Source organism: Pseudonocardia ailaonensis (assembly GCF_039531635.1).
Lineage (GTDB): Bacteria > Actinomycetota > Actinomycetes > Mycobacteriales > Pseudonocardiaceae > Pseudonocardia > Pseudonocardia ailaonensis.
The window spans coordinates 96,406-111,618 of sequence record NZ_BAAAQK010000024.1 but is presented as its reverse complement, the minus strand read 5'-3'; the positions used below and the strand labels follow the sequence as shown (position 1 = coordinate 111,618).

Annotated in this window: 17 protein-coding genes; 8 read left to right on the top strand and 9 right to left on the bottom strand. The window is 73.0% G+C overall.

Going from position 1 to position 15,213, the window contains the following annotated elements; translation table 11 throughout:
* Nucleotides 1–2: 2 nt before the first annotated feature.
* Entirely contained in the window at nucleotides 3–998 is a 996-nt protein-coding gene (locus ABD324_RS28835) for a sigma-70 family RNA polymerase sigma factor (RefSeq protein ID WP_344424057.1), read from the bottom strand.
* Nucleotides 999–1,149: 151 nt separating this feature from the next.
* Nucleotides 1,150–1,980, bottom strand: coding sequence for a mycofactocin-coupled SDR family oxidoreductase (locus tag ABD324_RS28830; RefSeq protein ID WP_344424055.1), 831 nt, complete (start codon nucleotides 1,978–1,980; stop codon nucleotides 1,150–1,152).
* 156 nt (nucleotides 1,981–2,136) lie between these two features.
* Here ABD324_RS28830 and mftR point away from each other — a divergent pair, with 156 nt between their 5' ends.
* Nucleotides 2,137–2,754 (top strand): mycofactocin system transcriptional regulator, encoded by a 618-nt coding sequence (gene mftR, locus ABD324_RS28825; RefSeq protein ID WP_344424052.1) that lies wholly within the window; start codon nucleotides 2,137–2,139, stop codon nucleotides 2,752–2,754.
* A 116-nt stretch (nucleotides 2,755–2,870) separates the two neighbouring features.
* On the opposite strand, the gene ABD324_RS28820 is transcribed toward mftR, so the two are convergent.
* Together ABD324_RS28820 and ABD324_RS28815 are read right to left on the bottom strand one after the other, a co-directional pair.
* Nucleotides 2,871–3,740, bottom strand: a complete 870-nt coding sequence (locus ABD324_RS28820) for a hypothetical protein (protein WP_344424049.1) — start codon at nucleotides 3,738–3,740, stop codon at nucleotides 2,871–2,873.
* A gap of 302 nt (nucleotides 3,741–4,042) precedes the next feature.
* Nucleotides 4,043–4,993, bottom strand: coding sequence for an acyl-CoA desaturase (locus ABD324_RS28815; RefSeq protein ID WP_344424046.1), 951 nt, complete (start codon nucleotides 4,991–4,993; stop codon nucleotides 4,043–4,045).
* A 473-nt stretch (nucleotides 4,994–5,466) separates the two neighbouring features.
* Between ABD324_RS28815 and ABD324_RS28810 the strand changes: the two genes are divergently transcribed.
* Nucleotides 5,467–5,670, top strand: coding sequence for a cold-shock protein (locus tag ABD324_RS28810; protein WP_344424043.1), 204 nt, complete (start codon nucleotides 5,467–5,469; stop codon nucleotides 5,668–5,670).
* 63 nt (nucleotides 5,671–5,733) lie between these two features.
* On the opposite strand, the gene ABD324_RS28805 is transcribed toward ABD324_RS28810, so the two are convergent.
* Nucleotides 5,734–6,642 (bottom strand): NAD-dependent epimerase/dehydratase family protein, encoded by a 909-nt coding sequence (locus ABD324_RS28805; RefSeq protein ID WP_344424040.1) that lies wholly within the window; start codon nucleotides 6,640–6,642, stop codon nucleotides 5,734–5,736.
* Nucleotides 6,643–6,948: 306 nt separating this feature from the next.
* Between ABD324_RS28805 and ABD324_RS28800 the strand changes: the two genes are divergently transcribed.
* Together ABD324_RS28800 and ABD324_RS28795 are read left to right on the top strand one after the other, a co-directional pair.
* On the top strand, nucleotides 6,949–7,485 hold the full coding sequence (locus ABD324_RS28800; protein ID WP_344424037.1) for a hypothetical protein: 537 nt from the start codon (nucleotides 6,949–6,951) through the stop codon (nucleotides 7,483–7,485).
* Between the two features lie 235 nt (nucleotides 7,486–7,720).
* Nucleotides 7,721–9,031 carry a DUF445 domain-containing protein gene (locus tag ABD324_RS28795; RefSeq protein WP_425565923.1) on the top strand — a complete coding sequence of 437 codons (1,311 nt, stop codon included), beginning with the start codon at nucleotides 7,721–7,723 and terminating at the stop codon, nucleotides 9,029–9,031.
* 3 nt (nucleotides 9,032–9,034) lie between these two features.
* Here the strand turns inward: ABD324_RS28795 and ABD324_RS28790 are convergent, their stop codons facing one another.
* Entirely contained in the window at nucleotides 9,035–10,309 is a 1,275-nt protein-coding gene (locus tag ABD324_RS28790; protein WP_344424033.1) for an amidohydrolase family protein, read from the bottom strand.
* The gene (locus ABD324_RS28785; RefSeq protein WP_344424031.1) at nucleotides 10,306–11,103 is read right to left on the bottom strand and encodes a class II aldolase/adducin family protein; all 798 of its coding nucleotides are present in this window, start codon (nucleotides 11,101–11,103) and stop codon (nucleotides 10,306–10,308) included. Before ABD324_RS28785 ends, ABD324_RS28790 begins: the two co-directional genes overlap by 4 nt.
* A gap of 120 nt (nucleotides 11,104–11,223) precedes the next feature.
* Between ABD324_RS28785 and ABD324_RS28780 the strand changes: the two genes are divergently transcribed.
* Complete coding sequence (locus ABD324_RS28780) at nucleotides 11,224–12,192, top strand: ATP-binding cassette domain-containing protein (RefSeq protein ID WP_344424029.1); 969 nt, start codon at nucleotides 11,224–11,226, stop codon at nucleotides 12,190–12,192.
* The gene (locus ABD324_RS28775) at nucleotides 12,189–12,992 is read left to right on the top strand and encodes an ABC transporter permease (RefSeq protein ID WP_344424026.1); all 804 of its coding nucleotides are present in this window, start codon (nucleotides 12,189–12,191) and stop codon (nucleotides 12,990–12,992) included. The genes ABD324_RS28780 and ABD324_RS28775 overlap by 4 nt, the downstream gene beginning before the upstream one ends.
* Nucleotides 12,993–13,022: 30 nt before the next feature.
* Here the strand turns inward: ABD324_RS28775 and crcB (ABD324_RS28770) are convergent, their stop codons facing one another.
* The gene (crcB, locus tag ABD324_RS28770; RefSeq protein ID WP_344424023.1) at nucleotides 13,023–13,379 is read right to left on the bottom strand and encodes a fluoride efflux transporter CrcB; all 357 of its coding nucleotides are present in this window, start codon (nucleotides 13,377–13,379) and stop codon (nucleotides 13,023–13,025) included.
* The gene (gene crcB / locus ABD324_RS28765) at nucleotides 13,376–13,837 is read right to left on the bottom strand and encodes a fluoride efflux transporter CrcB (protein ID WP_344424020.1); all 462 of its coding nucleotides are present in this window, start codon (nucleotides 13,835–13,837) and stop codon (nucleotides 13,376–13,378) included. Before crcB (ABD324_RS28765) ends, crcB (ABD324_RS28770) begins: the two co-directional genes overlap by 4 nt.
* Nucleotides 13,838–13,958: 121 nt before the next feature.
* On the opposite strand from crcB (ABD324_RS28765), the gene ABD324_RS28760 reads away from it, so the two are divergent.
* On the top strand, nucleotides 13,959–14,399 hold the full coding sequence (locus tag ABD324_RS28760; protein ID WP_344424017.1) for a helix-turn-helix domain-containing protein: 441 nt from the start codon (nucleotides 13,959–13,961) through the stop codon (nucleotides 14,397–14,399).
* 5 nt (nucleotides 14,400–14,404) lie between these two features.
* Nucleotides 14,405–15,199 carry a hypothetical protein gene (locus ABD324_RS28755; protein ID WP_344424014.1) on the top strand — a complete coding sequence of 265 codons (795 nt, stop codon included), beginning with the start codon at nucleotides 14,405–14,407 and terminating at the stop codon, nucleotides 15,197–15,199.
* Nucleotides 15,200–15,213: the final 14 nt, after the last annotated feature.

Below are 15,213 nucleotides of genomic sequence, written 5' to 3'. Positions count from 1 at the left end.
TCTCAGGCGGCCGGCTCGAGCTTTTCCGGCAGGCCGAACAACGCGAAGAGCTTCGTGTCGAGGAATGTGCTGATCCCGGCGATCCGGTCGCCCTCGATACGCAGCACCTGCAGGCCCCACGGCCGGTGCACGCCGTCCGGGTGCAGGCGGTACTGCCCGAACGCCGGCGACCCGTTGGCCGAGGTGGCGAGCATCCGCGAGCCCTTGCACCCCGCTCCCGGGCCCTGCATCCAGGCCAGGATGTTCTCCGAGCCCTTGAGCCACAGCTCCAGCGGCGGCATGTTCTGCTCCGCGTCCTCGTGCAGCAGGGCGACCAGCGCCTCCATGTCGTAGCTCTCGAAGGCCGCGACGTACTTGGCCAGCAGCTCGACGTGGTCCTCCGCGGGCGGGTTGACACCCGCCTCGTCCGCCGCGCCGATGCCCCGCTCGTCGAGCGTGGCCCGGGCCCGCTGCAGGGCGCTGTTGACCGACGCCACGGTCGACCCGAGCAGCTCGGCCACCTCGGCGGCCTTCCAGCACAGCACCTCGCGCAGGATCAGCACGACCCGCTGCCGCGGGGGCAGGTGCTGCAGCGCGGCCACGAACGCGAGCCGCACGGACTCCCGCGCCACCGCCGTCTCCGCCGGATCGGCCCCCGACGGGGCGATCCGCACGTCCGGCACCGGTTCGAGCCACTGGTCGTCCGGGAGCGGTTCGCGCAGGTTCTCCATCCGCGGCTCCGAGGGGCCGCCGAAGTCCATCGGCACGGCCCGGCGCTTGCGGCCGTTCAGCGCGTCGATGCAGACGTTGGTGGCGATCCGGTAGAGCCAGGAGCGCAGCGAGGAGCGCCCGTCGAACTTGTCCAGCGCCTTCCAGGCCCTGATCATCGTCTCCTGCACCGCGTCCTCGGCCTCGAAGGAGGACCCGAGCATCCGGTAGCTGTAGCCGGTGAGCTCGGACCGGAAGCCCTCCAGCTGCGGCTCGAGCTCCTCGCGCGGTGGCGCGGTCGGCGCACTCATCGTGATCCCCCCTGGGTCGGTGAACGGCTCACCCGAGAGTGTGCCCGGGACCACCGACAAAATCAGGGTCGTAGCGCCGATCCACCCGGATCCCCGCGGTGGGCGGCAGGCCGGGGTGTGCCGGGTGAGCGCCCCGGCACACCCCGTGACCTCACTTGACGGTGAAGCCGGCGTCGACCGGGAGCGTCACGCCCGTGATGTAGCGGGCCTCGTCGGAGGCGAGGAAGAGGATCGCGTTGGAGATGTCGACGGACTCCACCCACGGCACCGGCAGGCCGTTGGCCGCCTGGAACACGGGCGCCGCAGCCTCGCGGGTGGGGTGCGGGTTGTCCGGGTCGAACAGCCCCCACGTCTTCTCGTTCTGGATCATCACCGTGTTCACGCCCGTCGGGTGCACGGTGTTGCAGCGGATCGACTTCGCGGCGAACTCGTTCGCGATGGTCCGCATGATGCCGACGACGCCGTGCTTGGCCGCCGTGTAGTGAATCGCGTTCGGGGTCCCTTTCAGCCCCGCCGTCGAGCTGGTGATGACGATGGAGCCGCCGCGCTCGGTGAGGTGCGGCAGGGCCGCCCGGCAGGTGTTCCACACCCCCGTCAGGTTGATGTCGATCATCTCGCGCCAGGCCTCGTCCGTGAGCTCGAGGACGGGCGCGATCTCGAAGACACCGGCGTTGGCGCACACGATGTCCAGCCGGCCGAGCTCGGCCACGCCCGCGTCGACCGCCGCCCGCAGGGCCCCGGAGTCCCGGACGTCCGCCTTCGCGCTGACCACGCGCCGGTCCAGGGCCTCGATCTGCCGGACCGTCTCGGCCAGGTCCTCCTCGGTCGACGGCGGGTACATCCGGATGCTCGCCACGGGACCGCAGAGGTCCACCGCGATGATGTCGGCGCCCTCCTCGGCCAGTCGCAGCGCGTGGCTGCGCCCCTGGCTGCGCGCCGCCCCCGTCACGAAGGCGACCTTCCCCTCGACCCGGCCCGTCATATGCCCTCCTCGCACCTTCGCGTACGACCGTTTGACAGGTCAACGGCCACACCGGTCGCTCCGGTCCCGGTCGTACGATGCAGATCGAGAGTCCGGTAGCGCGAGCGTCCGGCGTCCCCGACGTTAGCCCGGCCGGTCCGGGCGGAGGAAGGCCCGATGCCCGCGACCGCCGGTGCGCAGACCACCCGCCGGGCCGGCCGCCGACCCGTGACCAGCCGCTCCGAGATCGAGCACATCGCGTTGGACCTGTTCACCGAACGCGGCTTCGACTCGACCACGGTGGACGACGTGGCGCAGGCCGCGGGAATCGGCCGGCGCACCTTCTTCCGCTACTACGCCTCGAAGAACGACGTGCCCTGGGGCGCGTTCGACGAGATGCTCGAGCGGATGCGGGCCCGTTTCGCGCTGCTGCCCGGGAACGTCCCCGTGATGGCCGGGATCCGCGAGACGGTGCTGGACTTCAACGACGTGCCGGCCGACGAGCAGCCCTGGCACCGGCAGCGGCTGCGGCTGATCCTGGAGACGCCCACGCTGCAGGCCCACTCCACCCTGCGGTACGCCGAGTGGCGGCAGGTCGTGGCGGACTACGCGGGCGCGCGGCTCGGCGAGCCGGCGAGCGCGCTGCTGCCGCGCACGCTCGGGCACGTCTGCCTCGGCGCGGCCCTCTCGGCCTACGAGCAGTGGCTGCGCGAGGAGGACCGGGAGCTCCGGGAGCTGCTCGACGAGGTGCTGCTCGCCCTCGAGGACGGGTTCTCGGGCACCCGCGAGGCCTGAGCCCCGGGTCCCCGGACGGCTCGCGCTCGGCGGACCGTGCCCACGACGACTCGTGTTCCGCAGGACACGCGCGCCCCGGCCGCCGTGGCGACCGGGGCGCGCGGAGTTCGTGCCCGTCAGCCGGCCGGAACCGGGACCGGTGCCGGCGGCACGGCGGCGGCCGGGGCGGGCAGGGCCGGGACGGCGGGCGCCGGTACCGCGGCGGCCGGGTCCGGCAGTGCCGGTGCGGCGGCACCGGGGTTCGGCAGGGCCGGGACCGCCGCGCCCGGATCGGTCAGGGCCGGGACCGCCGCGGCCGGGTCCGGCACGGCCGGAGCGCCGGGAACGGCGGGGGCACAGGGGACGGCCGGGACGGCGGCGGCCGGATCGGGCGCCGCCGGAACGACGGCGGCCGGGTCCGGCACGGCCGGAGCGGCGACGGCGGCGGGGTCCGGAACCGCAGGGGCCGCCGCGGGATCGGGCACGGCCGGGGTCGCGCAGGGGGCCGGCACGGCGGGCAGCGCCGCCGTCGGGTCCGGGACCGCCGGGGCGGTGACCGGGAGGCCCGGGTCGGGCAGGGCGGGATCGGGCAGGGCTGGGTCGGGCAGGGCGGGGAGCTGCTCCGGCGAGGCCGCCTGCGGGGTCGCCCCCGAGGCCGCGGCGGCGGCCGGGTCCGCCGCCACGGGGAGGGCGGGCACCGCGGGCACGGCCGGGACCGCGGGGACCGCGGGCACGGCGGGGACCAGGGCGACCGGGTCGGCCGGGACCACCCCGCCGAGCAGGGAGGGCAGCAGGCCCTGGAGGGTGGCGAGCACGTCGTGCAGCAGCCCACCCACCGGCGTGTCGGGCACGGCGGGGACCGCCGGCACCGCGGGCACGGCGGGTGCGGCCACCGGCACCGGTAGCTGTTCGGCGGCGGGCGCGGCCATCGCCGTGCCCGCGCCGAGTACGGCGACGCTGCCGCTGGTCGCCACCGCGACCAGCGCCAACGCAATCCTCTTCCGCACGGTCTGCCTCCTGTGATGATCGTTCCGGCGGGATGGAACGAATCATGCGAAGGCGGTGTCCGCGCTGGCCAGAGACCCGTCCGGGGCGCCGAACGGTATCGGTCACGCGGAGTGCGCGACGACCCGTGTCGACACCCCGGCGGGGGTCACCCGATGCGGGTGCGGGCGAGGGCCCGGGGCCCCGCGCGCCGGGGCCGGCTGGGCCGCCCGGGGGAGCCCGTCACCCGACGGCATGGGAAGTGTTTCCTGCTCACCCGGTCGGGCATTCCGTCACCCGCTGTGGAAGCCGGTCGCCGCGAGCGTCACGCCGCGTGTTCGGGGACCTTGCTCAACCGGGTCAGCCGGCGGGTGGTCGGCCACCGGACCGAGTGGGCCCAGCCGAGCTTCTCGAAGATCCGGATCGTCCGCGCCGAGACGTCGATCTGGCCGCGTCTCGCGCCGTGCCGCGCGCAGGTGGGGTCCGCGTGGTGCAGGTTGTGCCAGGACTCGCCGAAGGACAGCAGCGCCAGCCACCAGACGTTCGCCGAGCGGTCACGCGCCGCGAACGGCCGGTCCCCCCAGATGTGGCACACCGAGTTGATCGACCAGGTGACGTGGTGCAGCAGGGCCACGCGCACCAGGCCGGCCCAGAACAGCGCCGTCAGTCCGCCGGAGACCGACCACGTGATGAGCCCGCCGAGCACGCCCGGGAGCAACAGGCTGGTCAGCGCGACCCAGAGGAAGCTGTCGTCGACCCGCCGGATGTCCCGGTCCGCGAGCAGGTCCGGCGAGAACCGGCGGGCGTTCGTCCTGTCCCGGTCGAGCAGCCATCCCATGTGGGCGTGCCAGAAGCCGCGGGCGAGCGCGCCCGGCCCGGTGCCGAACAGCCACGGGGAGTGCGGGTCGCCCTCCTTGTCGGAGTAGGCGTGGTGGCGGCGGTGGTCCGACACCCACGAGACCACGCCGCCCTGCAGCGCCAGCGAGCCGGCGAGCGCGAGCGCGATGCGCAGCGGCCGGTTCGCCTTGAAGGAGCCGTGCGTGAAGTAACGGTGGAACCCGACCGTCACCCCCATCCCGCTGACCACGTAGAACGCCGCGAACAGCGCCACGTCCGTCCAGCCGAGACCCCACCCCCACGCGACGGGCACCGCGGCGGCCACGGCCAGCAGCGGGACGATCATGAACGCGATCACGAGCACGTGCTCGAGGGTGGAACGGCGGCCCTCGGTGGGCGGTTCGGCCGCGCGGGGACGCTCAGGGGCGAGGGAGGGCATACATCGGCCTTCTCGTCGGGGGTCGGTCGGGGGAGGACCGGCTCCGGCAGCCCTGCGCCGCCCGACCGCGCCGCATCCGGGCGCCTTCACGGACCGTGCCGTGTCGTTCCCCGGCACATCTCGCCGTCGGCCGTCACGCACAGCGGCCGAGGGTCACGGTAGCGCAACGGTCCGGCCTCGGAGAGGTCGCGGACCTGTGCATCGTCCGGCCAGCGGGCGTCGGGCCCGTGACGTGCGGTGGAACCGGCGTTTCCCGCGGATGTGCAACCGCCGTCACGTCCGGCCGTGGTAGCGTTCCCAGCGGTTGCAGTCGTGTTTTCCTCGATCGTTGAGACAGCGTGCGTGGAACGTGTGACACCGGGCTCCGCACGAGCGTCGAGGCTTCTGCCTTCTCCCTCGCGCGGGTCGTCCGCGCAGCCTCCGGCCTTCGACATGTCGGCCGGATCCGTTCAGTGCGTGGGAGAAAAAAGCTTATGCCGCAGGGCACCGTCAAGTGGTTCAACGCCGAGAAGGGCTTCGGCTTCATCGCCACCGACGACAACGGTCCGGACGTGTTCGTCCACTACTCGGCGATCCAGTCGTCGGGCTTCCGGACCCTCGAGGAGAACCAGCGTGTCTCCTTCGAGGCCAGCCAGGGCGCCAAGGGCCCGCAGGCCGACTCGGTGACCCCGCTGTAGTAGCGGCATCCGGGACTTCTCCGCTGCCGGCGGCTCCTTCGGGGGTCGCCGGCAGCGGCGTTTCTACAGGTGTGCGCGCAGCCACGGAGCGGTGAGCGCGAGCCCCTCCTCCACGCCCCGGGGTGCGAAGCCCAGGGCCCGGGCCCCGTCGTCCACCATCCGGACGGGCGGGAAGCGCCCGTAGGCCTCGGACCGGCGGGCGAACGCGGACGCCGCCGGGCCGAGCGTCGAGCCCGCGGGGAGTGCGGTGACCCGCCGCGGGCTGCCCAGCAGCTCCGCCGCCCGGTTCAGGACGCCGGGGAAGCGGGCGACCTCGCCGTTGAGCACGTACCGGCGGCCGGGCTCGCCGTGGTCGAGCGCCAGCAGGATCCCCGCCGCCGTGTCCTCGGCCAGCACCCAGCCCATCGTCGCGTCGACGACCTCGGTGACCTCGCCGGACACCACCCCGCGCAGCAGCGCGTTGTAGCTCAGCGGCCCGGCGGGGCTCGGCCCGTAGACGGACGTGGGCAGGACGATCGACGCCGCGAGCCCCGAGCCGAGGACCAGCGCGTCCGCCTCCGCCTTGGCGGTGGAGTAGGGGTCGGTGAGCACCTGGGGGCGCCGCGGCTCCTCGCTGACCACCCCGGCGTCGTCCAGCACGGCCGCCGCGCTGCTCACCTGGACGTACCGCGCGACGCCGGCCCGCTGCGCGGCCGCCACGACCGCCCGGGTGCCCTCGACGTTGGCCGCGTGGATCTGCTCCGGAGTGCCGCCGACCAGCCCGGCGAGGTGCAGGACGCCGTCGCAGCCGTCGAGCGCGGCGTCGAGGACGCCGGGGTCGCCCAGTGCGCCGACGGCGGCCTCCGTGCCGGGCGGCAGGAGCACGGCCTTGGCCGGGTCGCGGACGAGCGCGCGGAACGGTCGTCCCCGCGCGGCGAGCAGGCCGGCGAGGACGGAGCCCAGATAGCCGGTGGCACCGGTGACGAGCAGCATCGGGCCATCATCACCGATCACCGCTCGTCGGGGGGCCGTGCGACGACCGGCGCCGCCTCTCGAACGGAGTAGCCGCCGGACCCGGGCCGCTGACCGGTCGGCCACCGATCACCGGTGCCCCGCCGGCCGATGATCGCGGACCCCGTCCATTCATCTCGTCGTCACGCGCGGTCACCGCTGTCTGTCCCGTAACGCACACCCCGGGCCCTGTCGATGGTGTTCCATGTGATGTGGGCGACGTCCTACCGGACGTCCCACGGACCAGTTCTTCAGATCAGCTCGTGATCACGGTAGGAGATGAGTCGGATGTCGTGGTGGGACAGCTACCGGGCCGTCTACGGCGCGGAGCTGCGGGCGGCCGCGGTCGAGTACGTCGAGCACGGCTGGCCGCTGGTCCCGGGCCCGGGTGGCGAGATCCTCCTCGACACGGGCACGGTGCTCGACGTCATCGAGATCCCCTCCGCGCTCGGCCGCGAGGTGTGCGCCACGCTCCGTGACCGCGGGCTCGTGGTCCCGGTCGCCGCGACGCCGCACGACACGTGGTGGTTCCCGATGTCGCCGAACCACGAGCTGCCCGCGGAGCTCTCCCTCCACGCGGACGTCGTGCTCCACACGGACGGCATCGGGGTGCTCGCCCCGCCGACCGAGCGGCCGGACGGCTGGGTGCAGTGGCGGGTCCGCCCGGCGTTCACCGGGTACGTCGTGCCCGACGCGGACGTGATCGTCGACGCCGTCCTCGCCGCCGTGCGGCAGCGGGCGGCCGCGAACAGAAGTGCGGTTCACAGCGGCGTGGAGGCGGGTGCCCAGCGGCCCGCCACCGCCGCCACCGGGGGCGCGCGCTAGGCGCGCGCCACCTGCGTCCCCCTCGGCCGGACGGTCCCGCGCGGAGCGGATCTGAGCATCCGCGCGCCCGGCCTGGGGACGCTCCGGGTGCGGTCCGCGACCGCCGGGGGCACTCCCGGCGGGCGCCGCACCTGTGGACCCCGGCCGGGCCCGGAGGCCAGAGCCCCGGGCCCGGCCGTGACCCTCTTCTCAGGTTCCCGCCGCGCCTCGTTCCCCGCACGGGCACACTGGGTGCGTGGAGACTTCTCAGCGCGCCCTGCCGGGCGGATCCGCCGTCCCGGACGGGCTGGCGCTCGGTCCGCAGGCCGAGGCGCAGAAACGGCGTGACCTGCGCCGGATGAAGCTGGTCGCCACCGGGTTCCTGGTCGGCGCCACGATCATCTTCTTCGTGATGCGGTACCTGGAGCTCAAGCAGGGCCTGGCCTGGGCCGGCTACGTGCGGGCGGCCGCCGAGGCCGGGATGGTCGGCGCGCTGGCGGACTGGTTCGCGGTCACGGCGCTCTTCCGGCACCCGCTGGGCCTCAAGATCCCGCACACGGCGATCATCCCGCGCAAGAAGGACACCATCGGGGACTCGCTGGGCGACTTCGTCGGCGAGAACTTCCTGTCCGAGGACGTGGTACGGGACAAGCTCGGCCGCGTCGACGTCACCCGGCGGCTGGGCACGTGGGTCGCCCAGCAGGACAACGCCGAGCGGGTCACCGCCGAGCTCGCCACGGCGGCCCGCGGCGTGGTCACCGTGCTGCGCGACGACGTGGTGCAGGACCTGATCGAGCAGGTCCTCGTCCGCAAGATCGTCGACACCGAGGTGGGCCCGCCGCTGGGCAAGGTGCTCGAGGGGGTCCTCACGGACGGGGCGCACCGCAGGCTCGTCGACCTGGTGTGCGACCGGGCCTACGACTGGGTCACCGAGAACCAGGAGATGGTCCTGCGGGTGGTGCACGACCGGGCGCCGATGTGGACGCCCCGGTTCGTCGACGACATGATGGCCACCAAGCTGTACAACGAGGTCCAGGCCTACGCGTGGGCCGTCAAGACGGATCCGGACCACCAGCTGCGACACGCCGTGGACCGCTTCCTGTCGGAGTTCGCGCGGGACCTGCAGAGCGACCCGAAGACGATCGCCCGGGCCGAGCAGGTCAAGCAGCAGGTGCTCGACCATCCCGACGTGCAGAAGTTCATCGGGCAGGCCTGGTCCGTGGTCAAGGGCATGATCCTCGACGCCGCCGCGGACCCGTCGTCGGAGCTGCGCCGCCGGGTCCGCGACGGGCTGATGTCCCTGGGCGAGCGCCTCGCCACGGACGCCGACCTGCGCCGCCGGATCGACGGCTGGCTCGCCGACGCCGCCGGCTACGTCGTGCGCCACTACCGGCACGAGATCACCACGCTGATCACGGACACCGTGGCCAAGTGGGACGCCGAGGAGACCTCCCGCAAGATCGAGCTCCAGGTGGGCCGCGACCTGCAGTTCATCCGGATCAACGGCACCGTCGTCGGCGCGCTCGCCGGCCTGGTGATCTACACGGTGTCCCAGCTGGTGTTCTGACCCCTAGCCGGGGAGGCCGACCTCCGAGGCCGCGACGAGCTCGGGTGGGGGCGGCGGCTGGTGGTAGATGCGGGCCGCGTTCTCGTAGCAGACCTTGCGCACGACGTCGGCGGGCAGGCCGGCCAGCTGGCTGCGGAGCATCTGCTGGCAGTCGGGCCAGGTGCTGTCGAAGTGCGGGTAGTCGGTCTCGACCATCACGATGTCCTCGCCGATGAGGTCGAGCTGCCGCATGCCCGCCGGGTCCTCGATCGACGTGAAGGCGAAGTTGCGGCGCACGATCTCGGTCGGCGAGAGGTCGCCCGCCGGCCAGCCCCGGCCGACGGCCGACGACTGGCGCTGCGCGCGCGCCAGGCGCTCGATCGCCATCGGCACCCACGAGACGCCCGCCTCGGACATCACGATCCTCAGCCCGGGGAACCGGGTGGGGATCTCGGAGTAGATCCAGTCGACGAGCGCCGTCACCCCGCTCAACGGGAACAGCGCGACGAGCACGTCCCCGGGCGACGACGACGAGGGCACGGTGAGGGTGCCCGACGACCCGACGTGGAGGTTGACGACCGTGCCGGTCTCCTCGCAGGCGCGGAAGTACGGGTCCCAGGAACGGTCGTAGATGTTGGGGAAGCCGAGCGGCTCCGGGTTCTCGGAGAAGCTCACCGACCGCACGCCACGCTCGGCGTTGCGGTAGATCTCGGCGGCGCCCTCGACCGGGTCGCGCAGCCACGGCAGCTGGCACGGGATGAAGCGGTCGGGCGCGGCGCCCCACCACTCCTCCACCATCCAGTCGTTCCACGCCCTGACACAGGCGAGGCCGACCTCCGGATCGGGCATCTGCGAGAAGCGGCTGCCGGCGAAGCCCCACACGATCGAGCCGAAGCAGAGGCTGGCCCACACACCCGTGAGGTCCATGTCGTGGAGCCGCTCGTTCGGGTCCCACACCGCGCGGCGGAACTCGTCGTACTCGGAGGCGGCCGCGCTCCACTCCGAGATCGGGCGACCCGACGCGCCGTTGGCCATCGAGATCGGCACGACGGCGTCGCCGATGACCCACCACCGGGCACCGTCCTCCTGGCGCTCGAGCCGGGGCGCGTCGGCCTGCAGGCGCTGCGGCAGCCGGCCGTCGAACAGCGTCGGCGGCTCGAGGAGGTGGTCGTCGACCGAGATCATCGGGCAGAACAGCGGCTCGGGCTCCGGCTCGTCGATGAAGGTCACGACCCCCGAGCGGCCCAGGCGTTTCGCGCTCTCCGCCCAGGCGGCGTCACCGTTCGCCGTCGACGTCACGCGATCCCCTCACCCTGGAGCAACGCCGGATCGGCGCGCAGCTCACGCCGCACGGCCCACGGCCACTGGTGCGGCAGCGCGCCGTCGCACCCCACCGCGATCGCCTGTGCGAGCCAGTCGCGGCCCTTCTGCGGCATCTCGTGACCGCCGCCCGCGGCCTCGACGTGCCACGCCTGCTGGCAGCGCCACTCCAGCGAGGTGGCGCGACCGAAGGCCTGGGCGATGGAGTTGGCGACGACGAAGGCGCCGTGGTTGCGCAGGATGGCGCACGACCGGTCGCCGAGCGCGTTCACCGCGGCGCGGGCCTCGTCGACACTGTTGACGCCGCCGGAGTAGTCGTCGTAGAAGGCGATCTGGTCGTCCGGCAGGTACGCCGCGCGCTGGTCGTAGGCCGGTGGCACCTTGCCGATCGCCGACCACACGGTGGTGAAGCGCGGGTGCTGGTGCACGGTCACGTCGCACTCGGGCCGGAGCCGGTGGAACTCGAGGTGCAGGACGATCGCGCCGGTGACGCTGAAGTCGCCCTCGAGGACGTTGCCGTCGATGTCGATGCGGAGGATCTCCTCCGGGCGCACCTCGTCCCACCCACGCTCGAACGGCAACGTGAGGAACGTGTCGTCGGGCAGGCGGTAGGTGATGTGGCCGACCTCGAAGTCGTCCCAGCCCTCGCGGTACAGCGCCCGGGCGAGCAGCACGATCTCCTGCCGCGGCGTGAGCGCGAGGTGGGCGAGCTGCGCCGCTCTGGCGGCGCTCGGCGACAGGCGTTGCTTCACAGCGGCTTCGGTGGTCATCATTGTCCCTCGTTGCTGGCCGACCGGTTAATTCTACCCCGTGAGCGGGCCCGAGGCACGAACAAATCGGGGCCGGGACAAATCGGGCGAGAACTGTCGGGGGTCCCCTCTAGTCTGCGCCGCATGACAGAAGCGGCGGTGCGCGCCGAGGGCCTGGTCAAGTCCTTCGGGAAGACGAAGGCGCTCGACGGTGTGGATCTCGAGATCCCGGCCGGCACGATCCTGGGGCTGCTGGGGCCGAACGGCGCGGGCAAGACGACCATGGTGCGGGTCCTCACCACGCTGCTGCGGCCGGACGCCGGGCGGGCATGGGTGGCGGGGCACGAGGTGGCGGCGGAGCCGCAGGCCGTGCGCCGGTCGATCGGGCTGTCCGGGCAGTACGCGGCGGTCGACGAGAACCTGACCGGCTACGAGAACCTCTACCTCGTCGGCCGGCTCTACGGCTTCGGCCGCCGGAAGGCGCGGGAGCGGTCGCGCGAGCTGCTCGACCGCTTCCGGCTCGACGAGGCGGCGGACCGGCCCGCCAAGGGCTACTCCGGCGGCATGCGCCGGCGGCTGGACCTGGCGGGCGCGCTGGTCGCGCAGCCGCCGGTCGTGGTGCTCGACGAGCCGACCACGGGGCTCGACCCGCGGGGCCGCCTCGACACCTGGGCGATGATCTCCGAGCTGGTCACCGACGGTGCGACGGTGCTGCTCACCACGCAGTACCTGGAGGAGGCGGACCAGCTCGCGGACAGCATCGTCGTGATCGACAAGGGGCGGGCGATCGCCCGCGGCACGGCGGACGAGCTGAAGGCCCGGATCGGCGGTGAGCGGCTGCAGCTGATCGTCACCCAGCCCGAGCAGCTGGCGCGGGCCACCGCGATCCTCGCCGAGGTCGGCTCCGGGCCACCCGTGGTCGACGAGGGGGTGAGACGGCTGGCGGTGCCGGTCGAGGGTGGGACGAAGGCCCTGGTCGAGGCGTTGCGCCGGTTCGACGCCGAGGGCATCGAGGTGCAGGACGTGGCGAGCAGCCGCCCCACGTTGGACGACGTGTTCCTGGCCCTGACCGGCCACGCGGCAGAGACGTCGGAGACGGAGGAGGACAAGTGAACGCGGTGGCCCAGGGGGTCCGGGACGGCTCGATCGTCACGTGGCGCAACCTCGTCGGGATGAAGCGCGTGCCGGACGCGCTGATCGGCATGACCGTGCAGCCGATCATGTTCGTGGTGCTGTTCGCGCTGGTCTTCGCGGGCAGCCTCGGCGGCGACACCTACCGCGAGTTCCTGATCGGCGGCATCTTCGCGCAGACGGTGGCGTTCAACGTCTTCTTCACGACCATCGGCATGGCCAACGACCTGGGCAAGGGCGTGCTCGACCGGTTCCGGTCGCTGCCCATGTCCCGGCTGGCGGTGGTGCTCGGCCGCACCACCGCGGACCTGGGCGTCGGCGTGATCACGCTGGTCGTCATGTCGCTGTCCGGGCTGGTCGTGGGCTGGCGGATCCGCGGCAGCCTGCTCGACGCGATCGCGGGCTACGCGCTCCTGCTGCTCTTCTCGTTCGCGATGTCGTGGATCGGGGTGTTCGTGGGGCTGATCGCGCGCAACGTGGAGGTGGCGCAGAGCGTCGGGCTGATCTGGCTGTTCCCGCTCACGTTCCTGTCCAGCGCGTTCGTGTCGATCCAGGGCTTCCCGGGCTGGCTGCAACCGGTGGGGGAGTGGAACCCGGTGTCCGCGGTGGCGGGGGCGTGCCGGCAGCTGTTCGGCAACCCGACGCAGCTGCCGGGCTTCGAGGTGTCCACGGCCTGGCCCGCCCAGCACGCCGTGCTCTACGCGGTGCTGTCCTCGGTGGGGATCATCGCGGTCTTCCTGCCGTTGGCGGTGATCCGGTACCGGCGGGTGGCGTCCAAGTAGCGGCGTCCGGGTAGTGGAGTCGACGTCGGGTTAGAACAGCCGGCCCAGGGCGAGGCCGAGGCCGGCCGCGCCCAGGCCGGCGACGACCGAGCCCAGGGCGTTGAAGGTCGCGAAGAGGACGCTGCGGCCGGCGGCGAGCTGGACGGTCTCGTAGCCGAAGGTGGAGTAGGTGGTGAGGGCGCCGCAGAACCCGGTGCCGACCAGCGCGGTGATCGCCGGGGACGCGGTCGCGCCCGTCACGAAGCCGAGGACGAACGAGCCGACGACGTTGACCGTGAAGGTGCCCCACGGGAAGCCGGTGTCGTGGCGGGACTGGACCAGCCGGTCCGTCAGGTAGCGGGCGGGGGCGCCGACGACGGCCCCCACGATCACCAACAGCGGGATCATCGACGTCCCACCTTCCGGGCCAGGGCGATGCCCGCCCAGGTCGCGAGGAGCGCGGCCACGAGGGTGCCGCCGAGGTAGCCGAGTGCGAGCAGCGCGTGCCGGGTGAGCAGCAGGCGTTCGGCGTCGACCGAGAAGGTGGAGAACGTCGTGAACCCGCCGAGGACGCCCGTCGCCAGGAAGGGACGCAGCAGCGGATGGGGGCAGCGCTGCTCGGTGAGCACCACCAGCAGCACGCCGATGGCGAAGCAGCCCACGGTGTTGATCCCGAAGGTGCCGAGCGGGAACGTGCCGGGCGCGGCCGGCAGCCCGAGCCCGACCGCCCAGCGGGCGATCGCGCCGATCGCGCCGCCCACGGCGACCGCCGCGGTCGCGCGGGCCTGACCTCGCAGGGGTCGGAAGAACGGCGGTCGCGGTGCCGCGACCACGTCCTCTCCGGTGCCCGGTAACTCGTCCGCCACGCCCGTACCCTATTTCGCCGTGAAAACACCGTGGCGAGGGCCACTCCACCAGCGCAAGCATCCTGCTTGCAGGAGCTAGCACTCGTCGGTACCGTCGGAGGGGCACGAGGGAGTGAGCAGGATGGTCAGCAGTTCCGACAGGGAGAAGAGCGACCCGATCAGCCAGGTCGGGCAGGTCGCCGACAAGGTCGACAAGACCGTGAAGACCGCCGTCGACGACATCGGCTCCTACATCCGGGCGCAGCGCGAGACCGCCCAGGTCTCCTTGCGCCAGCTCGCCCGCACCGCCGGCGTCAGCAACCCGTACCTCAGCCAGATCGAGCGGGGGCTGCGCAAGCCGTCGGCGGAGATCCTGCAGCAGATCGCCAAGGGGCTGCGGATCTCCGCGGAGGCGCTGTACGTCAGAGCCGGGATCCTCGAGGAACGCCCGGCGAGCGCCGTCACCGACGCCGTGCTCGCCGACGTCACCCTGTCCGAGCGGCAGAAACAGGTGCTGCTCGACATCTACGACTCCTTCCGGCGGGAGACCGAGCCGGACGAACCCACACACCAGGGGAAGTGATCATCATGGCCGTATCGCTGCCGACCGCTGCGGACGTCCGCAAGGTCCGTGAGCAGGCTGCCAAGACCGCGGCCGAGCAGGCCGAGGTCGTCAAGACGCCGCTGCTCGCGGCGCTGGGCGCGGGGGAGTACGCCTACAGCTCGCTCGTCTCCGCCTACACCGACGCCGTGCAGAAGGCGTCCGCGTCGTACGCCGCGACCACCAAGCGCGCCCAGGAGATCCCGGGCGAGGTCGGGGAGCTGCGCGGCAAGCTGTCCACCGAGGAGCTGCGCAAGCTGGTCGAGTCGCTGCGCGCCCAGGCGGAGAAGGCCTACGCGGACCTCGCGTCCCGCGGTGAGTCGACCTGGGGCACGCTGCGCAAGCAGCCGCAGGTCAAGCAGGCTTTCGCCCAGGTCGAGGACCTGACCGAGAAGCTGGACGCCCGGGTCGACGCCCTCGTCGACGATGCGCACGACGCCGCCGAGAAGGCGCTGTCGGTCGTCACCCGCGAGACCCGCTCGGTGGGCGAGAAGGTCGCCGTCCGCACCCAGAAGGCTGCCGACGAGGTCGCCGAGACCATCACCGAGGTCTCCGCGGACGCGTCGAAGACCGTGGCCGAGGTGGGCAAGGACGCCGCGGCCGCCGTCGACGAGGCCGGGGACGACGCCGCCGCCGCGACCCGCAGCACCACCCGCCGGGCCGCGAACCGGACCGCTCCGGCGAAGCCGGCCGCGGAGAAGACGGCGGAGAAGACCGCGCCGAAGACCGCCGCGCGCAAGCCGGCGGCACGGCGTGCCGCCACCCCGAAGACCGAGAGCTGAGCGCTCCCGCGCCG